Genomic DNA, 17424 nt, shown 5'->3' on the forward strand with positions numbered 1-17424 from the left:
CCGCTTGCGTGGACGAACGGCGCACGACAACTGCGGCTCTTCAATCGGTATTATGGCGCACGACATGGCGGCCTTTTGGCGCCATTAACGCTTTTTTTCATTTTTGACATGACCTCCCCCACCGGCCTCATCGACGCGCAGCACATCACGCGGCGCGACGCCAGCAGCGGCAAGACGCTGCTCGCCCCAACCGATTTCAGTCTCGCCGCGGGATCGCGAATTGCTATCACCGGGCCATCCGGGTCGGGCAAGAGCGTGCTGCTGCGCGCGCTCGCGCTGCTCGATCCGCTCGACGGCGGCCGCCTCCTGTGGCGCGGCCGGCGGGTCCGGCGCAGCGCGATTCCGCGCTACCGGCGCAGCGTCGCGTATGTCCGCCAGCGCCCCGCACAGATGGACGACACCGTCGAAGCGCAGTTGCGCTACCCGTACTCGCTCGCGATCTATCGCGACGTCGCGTTCGACCGCGCCCGCGCCGAAGCGCTCGCCGCGCAGGCCGGCCGCGGCGCCGATTTTCTCGACAAGCGCGCGAGCGACCTGTCCGGCGGCGAAGCGCAGATCACCGCGCTGCTGCGCGTGCTGCAACTCGATCCCGACGTGCTGCTGCTCGACGAGCCGACCTCCGCCCTCGATCCCGAATCGGCGCGCGCGATCGAAGCGCTCGTCGGTGCGTGGTTCGACGCGGCGCCCGATGCGCGCGCCTACATGTGGATCTCGCACGATCCGGCCCAGGCCGCGCGGATCGCCACGATGCGGCTCGTGATGCAGGCCGGCGTCCTGCACGCGGCCCACCCGACGGAGGCTGCGCAATGAGCCCGGCACTGCAGGACCTGAGCCTCGTCGACGTCGGCATCGCCGCCGCGCTCGTCGCCGTCAACGGGGCGATCTCCGCGGCGCTGTCGCTCGGCCTCGGCCGCAAGCTCGCGCTCGCGGCGGTGCGCACCGTCGTGCAGTTGCTCGCGATCGGCTACGTGCTCGGCTGGGTGTTCGGCCATCCGCACTGGTACGTCGTGCTGCCGCTCACCGCGCTGATGACGCTGATCGCCGGTTTCGCCGGCGCGGGGCGCGGCAAGCGCACGTATCGCGGCCAGCGCGTCGACAGCATCGCGTCGATCTGGTTCAGCAGCTGGTTCGTCGCGGCGGTCGGCCTGTTCGTCGTGATCCGCATCCATCCGTGGTTCGCGCCGCAATACGCGATCCCGATCCTCGGGATGATTCTCGGCAATACGCTGACCGGCGTATCGCTCGGCGTCGAGCGGATGATGGAAGAGCTCACGGCGCGCCGCGATCGTGTCGAAACCGCGCTGGCGCTCGGCGCGACGCGCTGGGAGGCCGCGCAGGACGCCGCGCGGCAGGCCGTGCGCGCCGGCATGCTGCCGACGCTGAACCAGATGGCGGTGGTCGGCGTCGTGAGCCTGCCGGGAATGATGACGGGCCAGGTGCTGGCCGGCCAGTCGCCGTTGCAGGCCGTGCGTTACCAGATCGTGATCATGTTCCTGATCGCCGCGGCGTCCGCGCTCGGCACCGTGGGCGCGGTGCTGATGACCTATCGCCGACTGTTCTCGGCCGATCACCGCTTCCTCGCTTCGCGGCTCGAAGAGCGCACGCGGTGACGCGCGGCGGCGCGCTGCGCGGTCAGCACGCGCCTGCGACGTTTCATCGGAACGTGATGATCGGGAGGACAGAATGCGGGCGCGCATGACGTGACATCCGCATGACATCGCGCAGCGCCGTTGCACGGTCGTGGCACCGTACCGCGAAGCAGGCAGCGGCACGCATTGCAACGGCGGCACGGCACGCGCTGCTCGCGTGCCGCCCTGCTCGCTCCGGCCATCAAACCGGTTGCGCACGCACCGAACGAAACGCCGGCCCGCGCGCGCCGCTCAATGCTTGATCGACACCGTCACCCGGGTGCCGTCGCTCATCGACACGGATTTCGAGCCGCCGTTGGTCGGAATCGACACCCACTTCACCTGGCTTACCGACACGACGTCCGGACACTGCAGCGACCTGCCCCCGGCCGTCACGCCGCGCGTGCCCTTCGGCGCGGCCGCCTGGAAGCTCAACTGCACGTTGGCGACACCCTTGGCGTCGACCGACGGTGCGAGCCGCACCTGGGTCTGCCGCACCATCGCGCCGTTCGCGTCGCGCGGCAGGTTGTCGGCGTTCGGGCAGCCGTCCGGCATCGCGACCGCGCCGCTCGGCGGCACCGACTTCCAGTTGAAATCGTCCGTCTCACCCGAGCGGATCTTGCGGGTCTCCTGCGTATTGCCGAAGGTCTTCGAGTCGACCTTGACGGTGTATTCGAGCTGTCCCGTCCCGCCGCCCTTCAGGCTGCCCTTGACCGGCGGCGCCGCGAATACGCTCGCGCTGACGCACGCCGCCGCGAACACGACCGACCACGATGCGGCGACTGACAAGCTGCGTTGGCTCATGCTGACCTCCTTGTAATGCGGCGGCACGCGCGTGCCGCGCGGTTTTCGATGCATGATGCGCTGCCAGTCTACCGCCAAGCGCGGTGCAATGCGCCGCAAACGCATCGGGTGTTACCCCGCTTGCGTTCGCGGCGCCGCAACCTTACGCACTCCCGCTCAGAAACCGCTGAGCACCAGCTTGCCGATCGCGCGCCCGCCCTCGAGCATCTGATGCGCGCGCCGCACGTTCGCCGCGTTGATCGTGCCGAGCTGTTCGCCGAGCGTCGTGCGCAGCGTGCCGGCGTCGACGAGCCGCGCCACTTCGCCGAGGATCTTGTGCTGCTCGATCATGTCCGGCGTCTCGAACATCGCACGCGTGAACATGAACTCCCAGTGAAACGCCGCGCTCTTCGCCTTCAGCAATTCGACCGGCACCGGCTTCGCGTTCTCGACGATCGTGCAAATGCCGCCCTGCGGGCGGATAACTTCCGCGGCGGCCGGGAAATGATGGTCGGTATCGTTGAAGATCAGCACGTAGTCGACGCTCGGATGGCCGGCCTCGCGCAACTGCGCAGGCAGGTCGCCGAAATGGTCGACCACCGCATCCGCGCCGAGCGCGCGCACCCATTCGGCCGACGCCGGCCGCGACGCGGTCGCGATCACTTTCAGCTTGCCGAGCGTCTTCGCGAGCTGGATCGCGATCGAGCCCACGCCGCCCGCGCCGCCGATGATCAGCACCGACTTGCCGGCATCCGCACCCTGCGGCGACACGCGCAACCGGTCGAACAGCGCTTCCCACGCGGTCAGCGCGGTGAGCGGCAGCGCGGCGGCGGCCGCGAAGTCGAGCGTGCGCGGCTTCAACGCGGCGATCCGCTCGTCGACCGCATGGAATTCGCTGTTCGCGCCGGGCCGCGTGATGCTGCCCGCGTAGAACACCTCGTCGCCGGGCCGGAACAGCGTGACGTCGGCGCCGACCGCGACGACCGTGCCGGCCGCATCCCAGCCGAGCACGCGCGGCGTCTCCTCGACCTGCGGCTTCGGCGCACGCACCTTGGTGTCGACCGGGTTCACGGAAATCGCCTCGACCTTCACGAGCAGATCGCGCGGGCCCGGCACGGGCTGCGGCAGTTCGACGTCGAGCAACGCTTGCGGGTCGTCGATCGGCAGATAACGGGTCAATCCAACGGCTTTCATCTCGATACTCCTTTCAGGGGAATCCGGCAGGCTGCGGCGCAACCTCCATGCGTGCCATCGTAGGCAACCCGATCCTTCGAGAAAACCGCTATATTTCCTGAAACATTTTCAGGGATTTCAGAATAATGACGTCCGATCCCGGGTCCGATCCGATTCCCGCGCCCGACAAGCCGCTCGACCTGCTCGACGTCGCGCTGTTCGTGCGCGCGGCGCTGCTCGCGAACGTCACCGCGGCCGGGCGCGAATTCGGCGTGTCGGCCGCGGTCGCGAGCGCGCGCATCGCCCAGCTCGAACGGCAGCTCGGCGCGCGGCTGCTGCACCGCACCACGCGCCGCATCAGCCTCACGCAGGACGGCGAAGTCTTCATGGCGCGCGCCGACGCGCTGCTGGCGGCCGCCGACGCCGCGCGCGCGTCGGTCGGCCGCGGCCGCAGCGAGCCGTACGGGCGGCTGAAGGTGTCGATGTCGTCGTCGTTCGGCCGCCAGCACGTCGCGCCGGTGATTCCGGCGTTCCTGCGCCGCTACCCGTCCGTGTCGCTCGATCTGCGGCTGTCCGACGAGATCGTCGATCTGGTCGACGACGGCTACGACGTCGCGATCCGGCTCGGCGCGCTGAAGGATTCGACGCTCGTCGCCCGCAAGCTCGCCACCAACCGCCGCGTGCTGTGCTGCTCGCCCGCCTATCTCGCCGAACGCGGCACGCCGCGCCATCCGGCCGACTTGACGCAGCACGAATGCGTGATCCTCGGCGACCAGCGCGACTGGTCGTTCGCGACGCCGCAGGGCCCGCTCACGGTGCGAGTCGGCGGCCGGCTCGTCGCGAGCAACGGCGAGGCGATCCGCGAAGCGCTCGTCGACGGCTTCGGGATCGCGATCAAGTCGACCTGGGACGTCGGCCCGCTGCTCGCGAGCGGCGCGCTCGTCAGCGTGCTCGACGACTATCCGTTCGCGGACGACGTCGCGATCTGGGCCGTCTATCCGAGCCGCGCGCACGTGCCGCTGAAAACGCTCGCGTTCATTGCGTTCCTGGCCGAGCACTTCGGCGATCCGCCGTACTGGGATCGTGCAAACGGCTGACCACTACCGCCCCGCGCCCGGTTTCGCGCCGGCGCCGGCCGCCCTGCGCGGCCAACCGGCTACAATGGCGCGTTCGCGACGCAACGGCCCGCAGCCGCACGGGGCCCGCGTTCGCAGGCGGCCGCCCGCGGGCCGCGCACGTCATTCATTCGCCTCCCAACCACTCGTCATGACCCACAATCTCGTCATCCAGAGTCTTGCGCCGCTGTCGGACGCCCATCACAAACCGCTGCTCGCGCTGTCGCGCGGCACCCGCGTCGTGCAGACCGACGATCACGCGCTGCGCATCGAAAACGCGAGCCCGGCGCAGCGCCTCGACATCGACGCATACTGCGGCACGCATGCGCTCGATTTCGGCTTCGTCGAGGCCGGCCTCACGCTCGGCGATTTCGGGCTCGCGGTGATGGACATGGATTCGACGCTGATCACGATCGAGTGCATCGACGAGATCGCCGATTTCTGCGGATTGAAAACGCAGGTCGCGGAGATCACCGAAGCGTCGATGCGCGGCGAGATCCGCGATTTCAACGAAAGCCTGACGCGCCGCGTCGCGCTGCTGGCCGGGCTCGACGCGCACGCGCTCGAGCGCGTGTACGAAGAACGGCTGCAACTGTCGCCGGGCGCCGAGACGATGCTGGCCGGCGTGAAGGCCGCCGGCATGAAGACGCTGCTCGTGTCGGGCGGCTTCACGTTCTTCACCGAGCGGCTGAAAGCCCGCCTCGGCCTCGACTACGCGCATGCGAACACGCTCGAGATCGTCGACGGCAAGCTCACCGGCAAGGTGCTCGGCGAGATCGTCAACGCCGACGTGAAGGCGCGCCTGCTGCGCGAGACCTGCGCGTCGCTCGGCCTCGAGCCGCGCCGTGCGATCGCGATGGGCGACGGCTCGAACGACCTGAAGATGATGGCCGAAGCCGGGCTGTCGGTCGCGTTCCACGCGAAGCCCGTCGTGCGCGATGCGGCCACCGTCGCGTTCGACCATGTCGGCCTCGACGGGCTGCTGCGACTGTTCTGATCCCGCGGCACCGTCAATGAAAAACGCCGGCGCGATATCACATCGCGCCGGCGTTTCGTTTTTGTGCCGGACATTGCCGGCCCGCGATCAGCCGAGTGCGGCCTGCATCGCGCGCTCGATGTCCGCGCGCAGGTCGGCTTCGTCTTCCAGGCCCACGTAGAAACGCACCAGCGTGCCGCGATGCGGCCAGTCCGGACGCATCGACGCGACGTCGTAAGGCATCGCGAGGCTGCACGCGCCGCCCCAGCTCCAGCCGATCGCGAACAGTTCGAGCGACTCGACGAAACGGTCGACCTGCTCCGCGCTGTAGCGTTCGTCGAACACCACCGAGAACAGCCCGCCCGCCCCCTTGAAATCGCGCATGAACGACGCGTGCCCCGGGCAGTCGGCGACCTGCGGATGCAGCACCGCGGCAATCTCCGGCCGCGCCTTCAGCCATTGCGCGAGCGCGAGCGCGCTCTTGCTGTGCGCATCGAAGCGCACCTGCATGCTCGGCAGGCTGCGCAGCACGAGCGAGCAATCGTCGACCGACACGCCGATCCCGCAGCGCATCCGCGCGAGCTTCAGCTTCGCGTGCAGGTCCGCGTTCGCGGTGATCGTCGCGCCCATCAGCACGTCGCTACCGCCCGACTGATACTTGGTCAGCGCCTGCACCGAAATGTCCACGCCGTGCTCGAACGGCTTGAACGCGAGCCCCGCCGAAAAGGTGTTGTCGATCGCGGTGACGATGCCGCGCGCCTTCGCGGCCGCCGTGATCGCCTGCACGTCGGGCACTTCCATCGTCACCGAGCCGGGCGCCTCGAGCCAGATCAGCCGCGTGTTCGGCTGGATCAGCTCGGCGATGCCGGCGCCGATCAACGGATCGTAAAAACGCACGGTAATGCCGAAATCGTTCGCGAGCCAGTTGCCGAAATCGGCGTTCGGGCCGTATACGTTATGCGGAACCAGCACGTCGTCGCCCGCTTTCACGATCCCGAAGTAGACGTTCATGATCGCCGCGAGACCCGACGGCTGCAGCAGCGCGTGCGTGCCGCCCTCGATCTCCGCGAGCCGCTGCGCGAGCGCGAGCGACGTCGGCGTCGCGTGCAGCCCGTAGCGCCACTGGTTGTCGTCGTGCCAGACCAGCGCGCGCATCGTCGCGAGATCGGGGAACACGACCGTCGACGCGCGCGCGACCGGCGGCACGAACGAGCGGAAGCCCTCCGGAATGACGTCGTCGGGTTGAACGATGCGGGTTTGCAGCGCGCGCTTGGAAGTGGATGCAGTCATGACTTGGAGGCCGGGCACGAGGCCGTTCGGTTGCGGAATATGTCGTTAGAGTAGCCAAAATCGGCGCGGCTGGCCCGGTACAATGCGCGCCGCCGACACCGAGCCAGCACGCGCTCAGTCGTCGGGATGCAGCTTGACGACGCCGCCCACCGTCTCGATTTCGCGCACGCGGCCGTCGCGCACCTGCAGCGCCGCGCGCTTGCCCGGCGCCAGATGCAGCACGACCGGCTGCGGGTCCGATTCGTCCGAGTTCATCCGGTCGGCCTTCAGGTCGCCCGTCGCGTCGAAGCGGCCAATCCATACGCCGGTGATGTTCGTGCCGTCGTTCGACTCCTCGATTTCGAGCGTATCGCCGTCGCGGTCGCCCGCGAGCAGCACGACCTCGCCCGTATCGGCGAACTGGTATTCGCCGTGCACGCCTTCCTCGTCCGTCTTCGGGCCGAGATGCACGACGATCGGCCGGTCGCCGAGCGTGCCTTCGTAGCGTGGCAGGCGGGCGAACTCGGGATTCGGCTTCAGCGGCCGCGCCGGCGCCGGTTCATCCTGCTGCACGCCCGGCACGACCGCCTGCGCGACGCCCAACCCCGGCACCGCAATGCCCGCCACCAGCGCGCCGGCGACGACGAGCGCCCGTTGCCATTCCGAATATCGACCCACCTTGTGTTGCTCCTTGCTTCAGATTCGCCCGGCAATCGCGGACCGTGCCGGGTCGAGACCCGGTTCCTGCGTGACCGCGCAAGCCTGCGCGGCGAAGGCGCCGGCTTGCGTGTGTCGCGTCAGCCCTGCATCAGGCGTTCCACCGCCTCGCGGTGCGGAATCGGCGCCACCGCGCCGTAACCGGTCGTCGACAGCGCCGCCGCCGCGTTCGCATAACGCGCGGCCGCGAACGGATCGTCGCCCGCGACGATCCGCGCGACGAACGCGCCGCCGAAGCAGTCGCCCGCGCCCGTTGCGTCGACGGCCTCGACCGCGAAGCCCGGCACGACGCGCCGCTCGTTCGGCGTCGCGACATATGCGCCTTCCTTGCCGAGTTTCAACGCGACGACCTGCGGCCCGTGTTCGAGCATCGCGTCGACGATCGCATCGCGATCGTTCGCGCCCGTGAGCGCCGTGACGTCGTCCCAGCTCGGCAGGCAGATGTCGGTCTGGCGCAGCGCCTCGCGCATCACCGCACGGGCACGCGCCAGCGGCCACAGCTTCAGGCGCAGGTTCGTGTCGAAGCTGACCTTCGCGCCGTGGCGACGCGCATGGTCGATCGCCGCGAATGCCGCGTCGCACGCGGCCGTGCTGATCGCAAGACTGATACCCGACAGGTGCACGGCTTTCGCGGCCGCCAGCGCGTCGAGCGGCAAATCGCCCGTCTCGTAGCGGCTCGCGGCCGACCCCGCGCGCAGATAGTCGAACTGGTGGCCGTCGGCGCCATGCGTGACGAAATACACGCCGGTCGGCGCCGAGCGGTCGATCCGCACGTACGTCGTATCGACGCGCTCCGACGCCCACATGTCGGCGAGCAGACGGCCGAACGGATCGTCGCCGATCGCCGACACGAAGCCCGTCGACGCGCCCTGGCGCGCCGCCGCGATGCAGAAGTTCGACGTGTCGCCGCCGAACCCCTGCAGGAATTCAGGATGCCCCGGCCGCGACTGGTTGAACTCGATCATCGCCTCGCCGAGCGCGAGGATCTCCGGGAATGCAGCGGTCATCGCTTACACCTCGCCCCACAGATCGTGGCCGTCGGCGCCCGTGATCTTCACGGAGACGAAATCGCCGACCTTGTAGCGCTTCGATGCCTTCGCCGCCGGCTCGACGTAGACGACGCCGTCGATCTCCGGCGCATCGGCGGCCGTACGGCCGATGCCGCCTTCCGCGCTGACTTCGTCGATCAGCACCTTGAGCGTCTTGCCGACCTTGCGCTGCATGCGGTTCGCCGACACTTCCTCGGCCACTTCCATGAAGCGCGCGCGACGCTCCTCGCGAACCTCGTCCGGCAGCGCGCCGTCCAGGTCGTTCGCGGTCGCGCCTTCGACCGGCGAATACGCGAAACAGCCGACGCGATCGAGTTCCGCTTCGCGGATGAAGTCGAGCAGCGTTTCGAACTGTTCTTCCGTCTCGCCGGGGAAGCCCGCGATGAACGTGCTGCGGATCGTCAGGTCCGGGCAGATCTCGCGCCACTTCTGCACGCGCTCGAGCACCTTCTCGGCGTTCGCCGGACGCTTCATGCGCTTCAGCACTTCCGGGTGGGCATGCTGGAACGGCACGTCGAGATACGGCAGCACGTGGCCCTTGAACGCACCTTCGGCCATCAGCGGAATCACTTCGTCGACGCTCGGATACGGATACACGTAGTGCAGGCGCACCCACGCGCCGTACTGCGCGGCGAGTTCGCCGAGCGCGGCGACCAGGTCGGTCATGCGCGTCTTGATCGGCTTGCCGTTCCAGAAGCCCGTGCGGTACTTCACGTCGACGCCATATGCGCTCGTGTCCTGCGAGATCACGAGCAGTTCCTTCACGCCCGACTTGAACAGGTTCTCGGCTTCCAGCATCACTTCGGCGACCGGACGCGACACGAGGTCGCCGCGCATCGACGGGATGATGCAGAACGTGCAGCGGTGGTTGCAGCCTTCGGAGATCTTCAGGTATGCGTAGTGACGCGGCGTGAGCTTGATGCCGGCCGCGGGCACGAGGTCGACGAACGGGTCGTGCGGCTTCGGCAGGTGCGAATGCACGGCCTGCATCACTTCGCCCACCGCGTGCGGGCCGGTGACCGCGAGCACCTTCGGGTGGACTTCCTCGATCAGGTTCGAGCCGCTCGCGCTCGACTTCGCGCCGAGGCAGCCGGTGACGATGACCTTGCCGTTCTCGGTCAGCGCTTCGCCGATCGCGTCGAGGCTTTCCTGCACGGCCTCGTCGATGAAGCCGCAGGTGTTCACGACGACGAGGTCGGCGCCGTCGTAGCTGCCGGAGATTTCATAACCTTCGGCGCGCAGTTGCGTGATGATCTGTTCGGAATCGACGAGCGCTTTGGGGCAGCCGAGGGATACGAACCCTACTTTGGGGGATTGGGACATCTGGAGTGTGGGGGCGTGGCAGCAAAAGCGTGAGTTTACAGCGATTTAGGGGCGGCGAGCCAAAATGAGCGCGGGGAAGGGCCAGCGCGTGCCGGATCGGACGAGCCGCCCCATCGCTGTGCTGGGCGACGCGATCCCGCCCTGCTGCCGCGCTCTACCCGGCGACAGATATCGCCGCCCGCTTTCGAAGCCGCCGCCTGCATGAAAAACAGGGCCAAGGTGTCGTTTTTCGTTGTCCCGCTCGCGAACGGTCATGGGCGCGGATGCGTGCCGGGTGCCCCGGACAATGGTATGCCGGCTGGCTATTCCTGGTTGAACGCGCCCTTTCCTCCCAATTCCGAACTCGACGTTCAAATGTCCATGCGCCCGCCCGGCGGTCGGGATTGACGTCCGTCACCACTGCCGCAAATAACGCGACGAACCACTCCGTTTATTAATTTCCTTGCCGCGAACCGGCGTCATCAGCACGAAACCCGCTGAGCGTCGGACGCGACTTCCCCGGCCAGGCAACGTCAGGGCAATCCACGCTGCTCGATCCACGTCAGAAGGACATTTCGATGCCCCGAGCAAAACAACTGAACATCAGAAAGAAGACCGGCCTGGCGCTACTTGGCGTCGCGCTCTTGTACTGGATCGCGGTGCCGATCCTTCCGTTCACGTCCATTCCGAACAAGGCGTTCGTGATCCCGGCATTGGTCGTGATCGGCGAAATCGTGTTCGTCGCTGCCGTCGCGCTGCTGGGAAAGGAATACTGGGCCGAGATAAAAGGATGGGCGACTCGGCGCTTTTCAAGGAAAAGCGCGAGCGGCGCCGGGAAATAATGCGCTGTCGCCGGTGGCCGAATGTCAGCAAAGACGCAACGCCCCGTCGATCAAACGCGCCGACCAAGAATCGGCACGGCGGCGATCGGCCGCTATGCGAAAATCGCGGCATCCACTCCCTTCAATCGACCCAACGGGGCTCGCATGACTACCCATCTCACGATCGAATTCACCGAACACGCCGCAGAAGCCATCGGCGAACAAACCAGCACCAGCTTTTCCTACGACCAGGGTGCCCACGTGCCGCAGCCCGGCGACTTCGTCGAACTCGAAAACTCCCGGCAGACGTTTCTCGTGATCGGCCGCGTGTTCTCGCTCAAGGCCAACTACAGCGCCGTCAAGCTCGTGCTCGACCTGCCGCCGTCGGACGACGAGCAGGACTTCGGCCCAGCGCACTGAGTCGCGACTCAACGCGTCGCGATTGCCACAGGCCGCGTGCGCAATCCCCGCCGACGCAATGAAAAGACCCGTCCGTCATGGCGGGTCTTGCTCGAACACCGAACGCTGCGCGTCAATACGCATCCGGAAACACCGGCGCCGTCAGACACCGGTCGAACCACGCCGCATCGCCGCCATCGCCGAGCGGCCACAATTCGGCATCGAGCTGCGGCAGGCCCATCACCGGCGCGGGTGTACGGCTCTCGCCGCCGGGCGCCGCGGCACGCACCCATCCCGCCTGCGCGCTGCCGCTGTCGCATGCATGCGCGCCTTGCGCTTCGCAGAACGCCACCGGATGCACCTTCCCGCCATCGGCCGCGCTCACCAGACGATACTGGTAGACCGCGCCCGTCGCCCAGTCCTCGCTCTGGCTGCACACCCGCGCATGATGCTGCACGTGAGTCGCGCCGAAACACGCATAAGAGACATGCGCGCCACTCGCATCGTCGGGGATGAAATCGCAGTTTGCATCGAAGCCGGCCAGCGGGCCGCCGCTGTATTTCGCGAGCCACTGCCGTTCAGCCAGTGCTCGCGCGATCAGCCCTTCGCCCGATCGGTCGGCCAGCACGGCGGTGCGCCGATCGAAGGCCTTGCGCACTTCGTCGACGGCCAGCCGATGGCCTTCGTAATCGGTATCGAGGCGCTTGTTCCGCGCGTCGAGCCAGCGGCGCTGGCTACGCACCAGCATGCCGCGGACGGCGGCGTCCGGCGCGGCCTTCAGCGCGCCCGCATAGGCCGCATTCAACCGCGCATCGGCCGCGCGCAGCGCGGGGTTCGCGCAAATGCGCTTCTCGATCGGCTGGACGGCTTTCGCGCAATCCATTGCAAAGCCCGGCAAGGCCACGCCGACACCCGTCATGAACATCGCAGCAAGACCGGCCAGCCTGCCGGTCGATGCCGTTCGAATCCCTCGCATGCTTTCTCTCAGTCGGTTTGTTTTTCTCGGCCGCTGCGCATCGACGCGGCATCGCACCTCTCGCCCTAGGTGGGAACCGCTATCGCGTTCGCCAAAAGCCGCTTCCGTGCAGCGCCGCTTATGGTACGACAGGCGAGCGCCCACGCGGACACGAACGCGCCCCACCAGGCTCGACGCGTCCCGGCGTTCATTCGTATGGACTGGATCTCGATCGACTGGAGAAGGACAATGCCCGCGCATACCGGGCACGGGCATTCGGTGCCGACGATCCTGGACGACCGTCGGCGATTTCTTCCGGCAGACGGCAACCGCGCATCGTCGTGCCCGAATGCACGCCGGCGACCGACCGCCCCGCTTCGCGGCGCCGACGCCCGGCGGCTCGCGCCGCCACGGCCGGCCTGCCGCGAAACCGTTACTTCTTTTCGGGCTCCGGCGTGCCCGGCTGCTTGAACGGGAACGTGCTGAACATCGACTTCGCCTGGTTCTGCATCTGCTCCTGCATCTGCACGAACATGTTCTTCGACTGCTCGATGTAGCTCGTCATCATCCCTTGCATCATCGGCGCCTGCATGTTCATGAACTGCGACCAGACTTCCGGATTCATCGCGTTACCTTCGTAGAGGTTCTTCGATTGATCCGCGAGCTTGTTCTGGATGTCGATGAATGCCTGGATGTTCTTTTCCAGGTACGTGCCCATCATGCCCTGCATCGCATGACCGTAGAAACGGATGATCTGCGACAGCATCGACGACGAGAACATCGGCACGCCACCGCTTTCCTCTTCGAGGATGATCTGCAGGAGAATGCTGCGCGTCAGGTCTTCATTGGATTTCGCATCGACGACCTTGAAATCCTCCTGCTCCAGCACGAGCTGCTTCACGTCGGTCAGCGTAATGTACGTGCTTGTCTCTGTATCGTAGAGCCGGCGGTTCGGGTACTTCTTGATGAGCCGTTCGGCCGTCTTCTTTGTAGTAGTCATGTAACGCCTTTGAGTGCAGCGTAGCGCAAGTGACGAATCCCCGCCGCCCGAATCCGGGAGGCGGGGGCCTTCGGAAAACGCCCGGCTGCGCGGCCACCCGGCCGGCGCAGCCCGGACGCTCAGCCCATGTGCAGGCCGCCGTTCAGCGAGAAGTCGGCGCCCGTCGCGAAGCCGGAATCGTTCGACGCGAGCCACGCGACGATCGAGCCGATTTCCTCGGGGCCGCCGAGACGCCGCACCGGGATCGTCGCGACGATCTTCTCGAGCACGTCGGGGCGGATCGCCTTCACCATGTCGGTACCGATGTAGCCCGGCGACACGGTGTTGACCGTCACGCCCTTCGTCGCGACTTCCTGCGCGAGCGACATCGTGAAGCCGTGAATGCCGGCCTTCGCGGTCGAGTAGTTCGTCTGGCCGAATTGCCCCTTCTGGCCGTTCACCGACGAAATGTTGATGATGCGGCCCCAGCCGCGTTCGACCATCCCGTCGATCACCTGCTTCGTCACGTTGAACAGGCTCGTCAGGTTGGTGTCGATCACGGCGGTCCAGTCTTCATGCGTCATCTTGCGGAACACGACGTCGCGCGTGATGCCCGCGTTGTTGACCAGCACGTCGATCTCGCCGACTTCGGCCTTGACCTTGTCGAACGCTTCCTTGGTCGAGTCCCAGTCGCCGACGTTGCCTTCCGACGCGATGAAGTCGTACCCGAGCGCCTTCTGGTCCTCGAGCCATTTCACCCGGCGCGGCGAGTTCGGGCCACAACCTGCGACCACCTTGAAGCCGTCTTTCGACAGGCGCTGGCAGATGCTGGTGCCGATGCCGCCCATCCCGCCCGTTACGTACGCAATTCGCTGAGACATAAATCTCACTCCATTTTTTGGTTTCGAGAGCTGCCGGAGCCCCCTCTGACTTCACGTGACGCCGGCCGAAGCCGCAATCGGCCGGCGCACGGATTCGGTTTGCCGATGGCGAACGGCCGGCTACGGACGGCCGGTTACGGACGCTCGACCGCAAGCGCGACGCCCATCCCGCCGCCGATGCACAGCGACGCCAGCCCGCGCTTCGCGTCGCGCCTGGCCATCTCGTGCAGCAGCGTCACCAGAATCCGGCAGCCCGACGCGCCGATCGGATGGCCGATCGCGATCGCCCCGCCGTTCACGTTCACCTTCGACGTGTCCCAGCCCATCTGCTTGTGCACCGCCAGCGCCTGCGCCGCGAACGCCTCGTTGATCTCCATCAGGTCCAGGTCGCCCGGCGTCCAGCCCGCGCGCTCCAGCGCACGGCGCGACGCCGGCACCGGGCCCATGCCCATCACGCTCGGGTCCACGCCCGCGTTCGCGTACGCCTTGATTCGCGCCAGCGGCGTCAGGCCCAAGGCCGCCGCCTTCTGCGCCGACATCACCAGCACCGCCGCCGCGCCGTCGTTCAGCCCCGACGCGTTCGCCGCCGTCACCGAGCCGTCCTTCGAGAACGCCGGCTTCAGCCCGGCGAGCGACTCCGCCGTCACGCCGTGACGCACGAACTCGTCGGTCGCGAACTGCAGCGGCTCGCCCTTGCGTTGCGGGATCGACACCGGCACGATCTCGTCATTGAAACGGCCGGCCTTCTGCGCGGCTTCCGCCTTGTTCTGCGACAGCGCCGCGAACGCGTCCTGCTCTTCGCGCGTGATCCCGTATTCCTTCGCGACGTTCTCCGCCGTGATACCCATGTGGTACTGGTTGTACACGTCCCACAGGCCGTCGACGATCATCGTGTCGACCAGCTTCGCGTCGCCCATCCGGAAGCCGTCGCGCGAGCCCGGCAGCACGTGCGGCGACGCGCTCATGTTCTCCTGGCCGCCCGCGACCACGATCTCCGCGTCGCCCGCGATGATCGCGTTCGCCGCCAGCATCACGGCCTTCAGGCCCGAGCCGCACACCTTGTTGATCGTCATCCCCGGCACGGCCGTCGGCAGCCCCGCCTTGATCAACGACTGCCGCGCCGGGTTCTGCCCGGAGCCGGCCGTCAGCACCTGGCCCATGATCACTTCGCTGACCTGCTCGGGCTTCACGCCCGCACGCTCCAGCACCGCGCGGATCACCGTCGCGCCCAGTTCGGGCGCCGCAATCTTCGCGAGCGAGCCGCCGAATTTGCCGACCGCGGTCCGCGCGGCCGATACGATCACTACATCCGTCATTTCCCTTTCCTCCAGGCCCGCACGACACGGCGCATCGTTACCGGCCCTGTTAAAAAAACTACGGTGCACCGGACAGCGTGCGCCGCTGTCCGGTTTTCGTCAATCGCGCTGCAACACGTAGCGCCCGGGCGCCGGCTCGATCACCGGGAATTGCGCGGAACCCGGCTGGGCCGGCGGCGCGACCTTGCGGCCGCCGTATGCGTCGAGCCACTCGACCCACGTCGTCCACCAGCTTCCCGGCTGCTCGGTCGCCCCGGCAAACCAGTCGTCCGCGGATTCGGGCAGGTCGCCCTCGTTGACCCAGTAGCTGCGCTTCTTCTTCGCCGGCGGATTGATCACGCCCGCGATGTGCCCCGACGCGCCGAGCACGAATTTCAGCGGACCCGACAGGATCGACGTCGATGCGTAGGCGGTCTGCCACGGCACGATGTGATCCTCGCGCGACCCGTAGATGAAGGTCGGCACGTCGATCAGCGACAGGTCGACCGATTCGCCGCACACGGTCAACGCACCCGGTTCGCGCAGCTTGTTTTCGAGATAGGTATGGCGCAGGTACCACGCGTACATCGGGCCCGGCAGGCTCGTCGAATCGCTGTTCCAGTACAGCAGGTCGAACGGCGCGGGCGTGCGGCCCTTCAGGTAGTTGTCGACGACGTAGTTCCACACCAGATCGTTCGGCCGCAGGAACGAGAACGTGTTCGCGAACTCCATGCCGCGCATCAGCCCCGGTTGCGTACCGTTCTTGCCGCCGATGGTCTGCTCGCGCATCTGCACGTGCGCCTCGTCGACGAACACGTCGAGAATGCCCGTGTCGGTGAAGTCGAGCATCGCGGTGAGCAGCGTCATCGATGCGGCCGGATGTTCGCCGCGGGCGGCGAGCACCGCGAGCGCGGTCGCGAGCATCGTGCCACCGACGCAGAAGCCGAGCGTGTTGATCTGCTCGCGGCCGCTGATCTGCTGCACCGCGTCGATCGCCGCGAGCAGCCCTTCGTTCATGTAGTCGTCCCACGTCTTGTGCGCGACCGACGCATCCGCGTTGCGCCACGACACGAGGAACACCTGATGGCCGTTCGACAGCGCGTGCGCGACGAGCGAATTCTCGGGTTGCAGGTCGAGGATGTAGAACTTGTTGATGCACGGCGGCACGATCAGCAGCGGCCGCTCGAACACCTTGTCCGTCTTCGGCGTGTACTGGATCAGCTGGATCAGGTCGTTCTCGTACACGACCGCGCCCGCGGTACACCCGAGGTTCTTGCCAACCACGAACTGCGATTCGTCGGTCTGCGAAATCTTGCCGCGCCGCAGGTCGCCGAGCAGGTTCATCATCCCCTGCCGCAGGCTTTCGCCCTGCGTCTCGATGATCGATTTCTGTGCATCGGGATTGAGTGCGAGGAAGTTGCTCGGCGCGGCAGCGGCCGTCCATTGCTGGACCGTGAAACGAATGCGCTCGCGCGTCTTCGGATCGGTCTGCAGCGCGTCGGCCAGCTCCTGCAGATAACGCGCGTTGAGCAGATACCACGCAGCCGCGAACGCATGCGCGGGCGACGCCTTCCATGCGTCGCCGCTGAAGCGGCGGTCTTTCAACTCCGGCGACTCGAGCTTCGCGGCGGCCGCCTGCTGCATCAGCGTCATGCAATCGCGCGCGTAGTCGGCCTGCAATGCCTGGAGCCGTTCGGGCGGAATCGCGGCGACCGGCAGCTTCAGCCCCGCGAACGGCGACGCCATCGCGCCGAAGTCGGGCATCGACGGCAGCTGGAACGGAAACGATGTCGGGAACTGGAATGTCGCGAACGGATTGACGGTGGCCGAGGCCGTCGCGGCACGCGCCGGATCGGCAAAACCGCGCCACGCGTTCAACCACGACTCGAACATCTGCTGCATCGGCTGGGCGGCCGGATCAAAACCGGTGCTGCCCGCGGAAGTGCCCGCATGCGCGGACGTCGACGAATTTTTCGATGCTGTCATTACCTGCCTTACCGGTGATTCGTGAGCGTCAATCGTGAAATCCTGCTCGCGCGCGGCGTGCCGGCTGCGAGCCGGGCCGTCATGCTCTGGAGAGGC

The 17424-nt window shown here is 67.1% G+C and carries 17 protein-coding genes; 6 read left to right on the forward strand and 11 right to left on the reverse strand.

Translation table 11 applies throughout. From position 1 onward, the window contains the following. Positions 1-108: 108 nt before the first annotated feature. Positions 109-810, forward strand: coding sequence for an ATP-binding cassette domain-containing protein (locus SY91_RS12035; protein ID WP_185920937.1), 702 nt, complete (start codon positions 109-111; stop codon positions 808-810). Continuing rightward, entirely contained in the window at positions 807-1610 is an 804-nt protein-coding gene (locus SY91_RS12040; protein WP_034174107.1) for an ABC transporter permease, read from the forward strand. The genes SY91_RS12035 and SY91_RS12040 overlap by 4 nt, the downstream gene beginning before the upstream one ends. Positions 1611-1880: 270 nt before the next feature. On the opposite strand, the gene SY91_RS12045 is transcribed toward SY91_RS12040, so the two are convergent. Beyond that, positions 1881-2432 carry a DUF6013 family protein gene (locus SY91_RS12045; RefSeq protein WP_034174567.1) on the reverse strand — a complete coding sequence of 184 codons (552 nt, stop codon included), beginning with the start codon at positions 2430-2432 and terminating at the stop codon, positions 1881-1883. A 156-nt stretch (positions 2433-2588) separates the two neighbouring features. Further along, positions 2589-3605 carry a zinc-binding alcohol dehydrogenase family protein gene (locus SY91_RS12050; RefSeq protein WP_078040922.1) on the reverse strand — a complete coding sequence of 339 codons (1017 nt, stop codon included), beginning with the start codon at positions 3603-3605 and terminating at the stop codon, positions 2589-2591. A 125-nt stretch (positions 3606-3730) separates the two neighbouring features. Here SY91_RS12050 and SY91_RS12055 point away from each other — a divergent pair, with 125 nt between their 5' ends. Then, on the forward strand, positions 3731-4681 hold the full coding sequence (locus SY91_RS12055; RefSeq protein WP_011549715.1) for a LysR family transcriptional regulator: 951 nt from the start codon (positions 3731-3733) through the stop codon (positions 4679-4681). Positions 4682-4850: 169 nt separating this feature from the next. Beyond that, positions 4851-5696 (forward strand): phosphoserine phosphatase SerB, encoded by an 846-nt coding sequence (gene serB / locus SY91_RS12060; RefSeq protein WP_006475922.1) that lies wholly within the window; start codon positions 4851-4853, stop codon positions 5694-5696. A gap of 87 nt (positions 5697-5783) precedes the next feature. Here serB and SY91_RS12065 read toward each other — a convergent pair whose 3' ends face one another. The 4 genes from SY91_RS12065 to rimO form a co-directional block, all read right to left on the reverse strand. Next, entirely contained in the window at positions 5784-6965 is a 1182-nt protein-coding gene (locus tag SY91_RS12065) for a cystathionine beta-lyase (protein WP_105797709.1), read from the reverse strand. Between the two features lie 114 nt (positions 6966-7079). After that, a complete protein-coding gene (locus tag SY91_RS12070) occupies positions 7080-7622 on the reverse strand; it encodes a hypothetical protein (RefSeq protein ID WP_006475920.1) in 543 nt (180 codons plus the stop codon). A gap of 119 nt (positions 7623-7741) precedes the next feature. Next, complete coding sequence (locus SY91_RS12075) at positions 7742-8668, reverse strand: sugar kinase (RefSeq protein ID WP_185920938.1); 927 nt, start codon at positions 8666-8668, stop codon at positions 7742-7744. A 3-nt stretch (positions 8669-8671) separates the two neighbouring features. Beyond that, positions 8672-10033 carry a 30S ribosomal protein S12 methylthiotransferase RimO gene (gene rimO, locus SY91_RS12080; protein ID WP_011549710.1) on the reverse strand — a complete coding sequence of 454 codons (1362 nt, stop codon included), beginning with the start codon at positions 10031-10033 and terminating at the stop codon, positions 8672-8674. Positions 10034-10590: 557 nt separating this feature from the next. Here rimO and SY91_RS12085 point away from each other — a divergent pair. Both SY91_RS12085 and SY91_RS12090 read left to right on the forward strand, forming a co-directional pair. Then, positions 10591-10854 (forward strand): transporter suffix domain-containing protein, encoded by a 264-nt coding sequence (locus tag SY91_RS12085; RefSeq protein ID WP_185920939.1) that lies wholly within the window; start codon positions 10591-10593, stop codon positions 10852-10854. A 144-nt stretch (positions 10855-10998) separates the two neighbouring features. Beyond that, positions 10999-11253, forward strand: coding sequence for a hypothetical protein (locus SY91_RS12090; RefSeq protein WP_006478703.1), 255 nt, complete (start codon positions 10999-11001; stop codon positions 11251-11253). A 112-nt stretch (positions 11254-11365) separates the two neighbouring features. On the opposite strand, the gene SY91_RS12095 is transcribed toward SY91_RS12090, so the two are convergent. The 5 genes from SY91_RS12095 to phaC form a co-directional block, all read right to left on the reverse strand. Then, positions 11366-12208 carry a lysozyme inhibitor LprI family protein gene (locus tag SY91_RS12095; protein WP_185920940.1) on the reverse strand — a complete coding sequence of 281 codons (843 nt, stop codon included), beginning with the start codon at positions 12206-12208 and terminating at the stop codon, positions 11366-11368. Between the two features lie 412 nt (positions 12209-12620). After that, on the reverse strand, positions 12621-13187 hold the full coding sequence (gene phaR / locus SY91_RS12100) for a polyhydroxyalkanoate synthesis repressor PhaR (RefSeq protein ID WP_006478701.1): 567 nt from the start codon (positions 13185-13187) through the stop codon (positions 12621-12623). A gap of 119 nt (positions 13188-13306) precedes the next feature. Then, positions 13307-14047 carry a 3-ketoacyl-ACP reductase gene (locus SY91_RS12105; RefSeq protein ID WP_006491801.1) on the reverse strand — a complete coding sequence of 247 codons (741 nt, stop codon included), beginning with the start codon at positions 14045-14047 and terminating at the stop codon, positions 13307-13309. 134 nt (positions 14048-14181) lie between these two features. After that, positions 14182-15363, reverse strand: a complete 1182-nt coding sequence (locus SY91_RS12110) for an acetyl-CoA C-acetyltransferase (protein WP_006478699.1) — start codon at positions 15361-15363, stop codon at positions 14182-14184. Positions 15364-15462: 99 nt separating this feature from the next. Further along, positions 15463-17328: a class I poly(R)-hydroxyalkanoic acid synthase gene (gene phaC, locus SY91_RS12115; RefSeq protein ID WP_006478698.1), complete on the reverse strand. Its 1866-nt coding sequence runs from the start codon at positions 17326-17328 to the stop codon at positions 15463-15465. Between the last annotated feature and the right edge of the window lie 96 nt (positions 17329-17424).

Origin of the sequence: Burkholderia cenocepacia (assembly GCF_014211915.1) — a bacterium.
Classification (GTDB): Bacteria; Pseudomonadota; Gammaproteobacteria; order Burkholderiales; family Burkholderiaceae; genus Burkholderia; species Burkholderia orbicola.

Excerpts from the sequence above, each read along its gene's own strand:
- phaC (WP_006478698.1), bottom strand. The coding sequence starts at position 17,328 with ATGACAGCATCGAAAAATTCGTCGACGTCCGCGCATGCGGGCACTTCC.
- SY91_RS12105 (WP_006491801.1), bottom strand. The coding sequence starts at position 14,047 with ATGTCTCAGCGAATTGCGTACGTAACGGGCGGGATGGGCGGCATCGGC.
- SY91_RS12075 (WP_185920938.1), bottom strand. The coding sequence starts at position 8,668 with ATGACCGCTGCATTCCCGGAGATCCTCGCGCTCGGCGAGGCGATGATC.
- SY91_RS12095 (WP_185920940.1), bottom strand. The coding sequence starts at position 12,208 with ATGCGAGGGATTCGAACGGCATCGACCGGCAGGCTGGCCGGTCTTGCT.
- SY91_RS12040 (WP_034174107.1), top strand. The coding sequence starts at position 807 with ATGAGCCCGGCACTGCAGGACCTGAGCCTCGTCGACGTCGGCATCGCC.
- SY91_RS12110 (WP_006478699.1), bottom strand. The coding sequence starts at position 15,363 with ATGACGGATGTAGTGATCGTATCGGCCGCGCGGACCGCGGTCGGCAAA.
- serB (WP_006475922.1), top strand. The coding sequence starts at position 4,851 with ATGACCCACAATCTCGTCATCCAGAGTCTTGCGCCGCTGTCGGACGCC.
- SY91_RS12065 (WP_105797709.1), bottom strand. The coding sequence starts at position 6,965 with ATGACTGCATCCACTTCCAAGCGCGCGCTGCAAACCCGCATCGTTCAA.
- SY91_RS12050 (WP_078040922.1), bottom strand. The coding sequence starts at position 3,605 with ATGAAAGCCGTTGGATTGACCCGTTATCTGCCGATCGACGACCCGCAA.
- SY91_RS12055 (WP_011549715.1), top strand. The coding sequence starts at position 3,731 with ATGACGTCCGATCCCGGGTCCGATCCGATTCCCGCGCCCGACAAGCCG.
- SY91_RS12090 (WP_006478703.1), top strand. The coding sequence starts at position 10,999 with ATGACTACCCATCTCACGATCGAATTCACCGAACACGCCGCAGAAGCC.
- phaR (WP_006478701.1), bottom strand. The coding sequence starts at position 13,187 with ATGACTACTACAAAGAAGACGGCCGAACGGCTCATCAAGAAGTACCCG.
- SY91_RS12085 (WP_185920939.1), top strand. The coding sequence starts at position 10,591 with ATGCCCCGAGCAAAACAACTGAACATCAGAAAGAAGACCGGCCTGGCG.
- rimO (WP_011549710.1), bottom strand. The coding sequence starts at position 10,033 with ATGTCCCAATCCCCCAAAGTAGGGTTCGTATCCCTCGGCTGCCCCAAA.
- SY91_RS12045 (WP_034174567.1), bottom strand. The coding sequence starts at position 2,432 with ATGAGCCAACGCAGCTTGTCAGTCGCCGCATCGTGGTCGGTCGTGTTC.
- SY91_RS12035 (WP_185920937.1), top strand. The coding sequence starts at position 109 with ATGACCTCCCCCACCGGCCTCATCGACGCGCAGCACATCACGCGGCGC.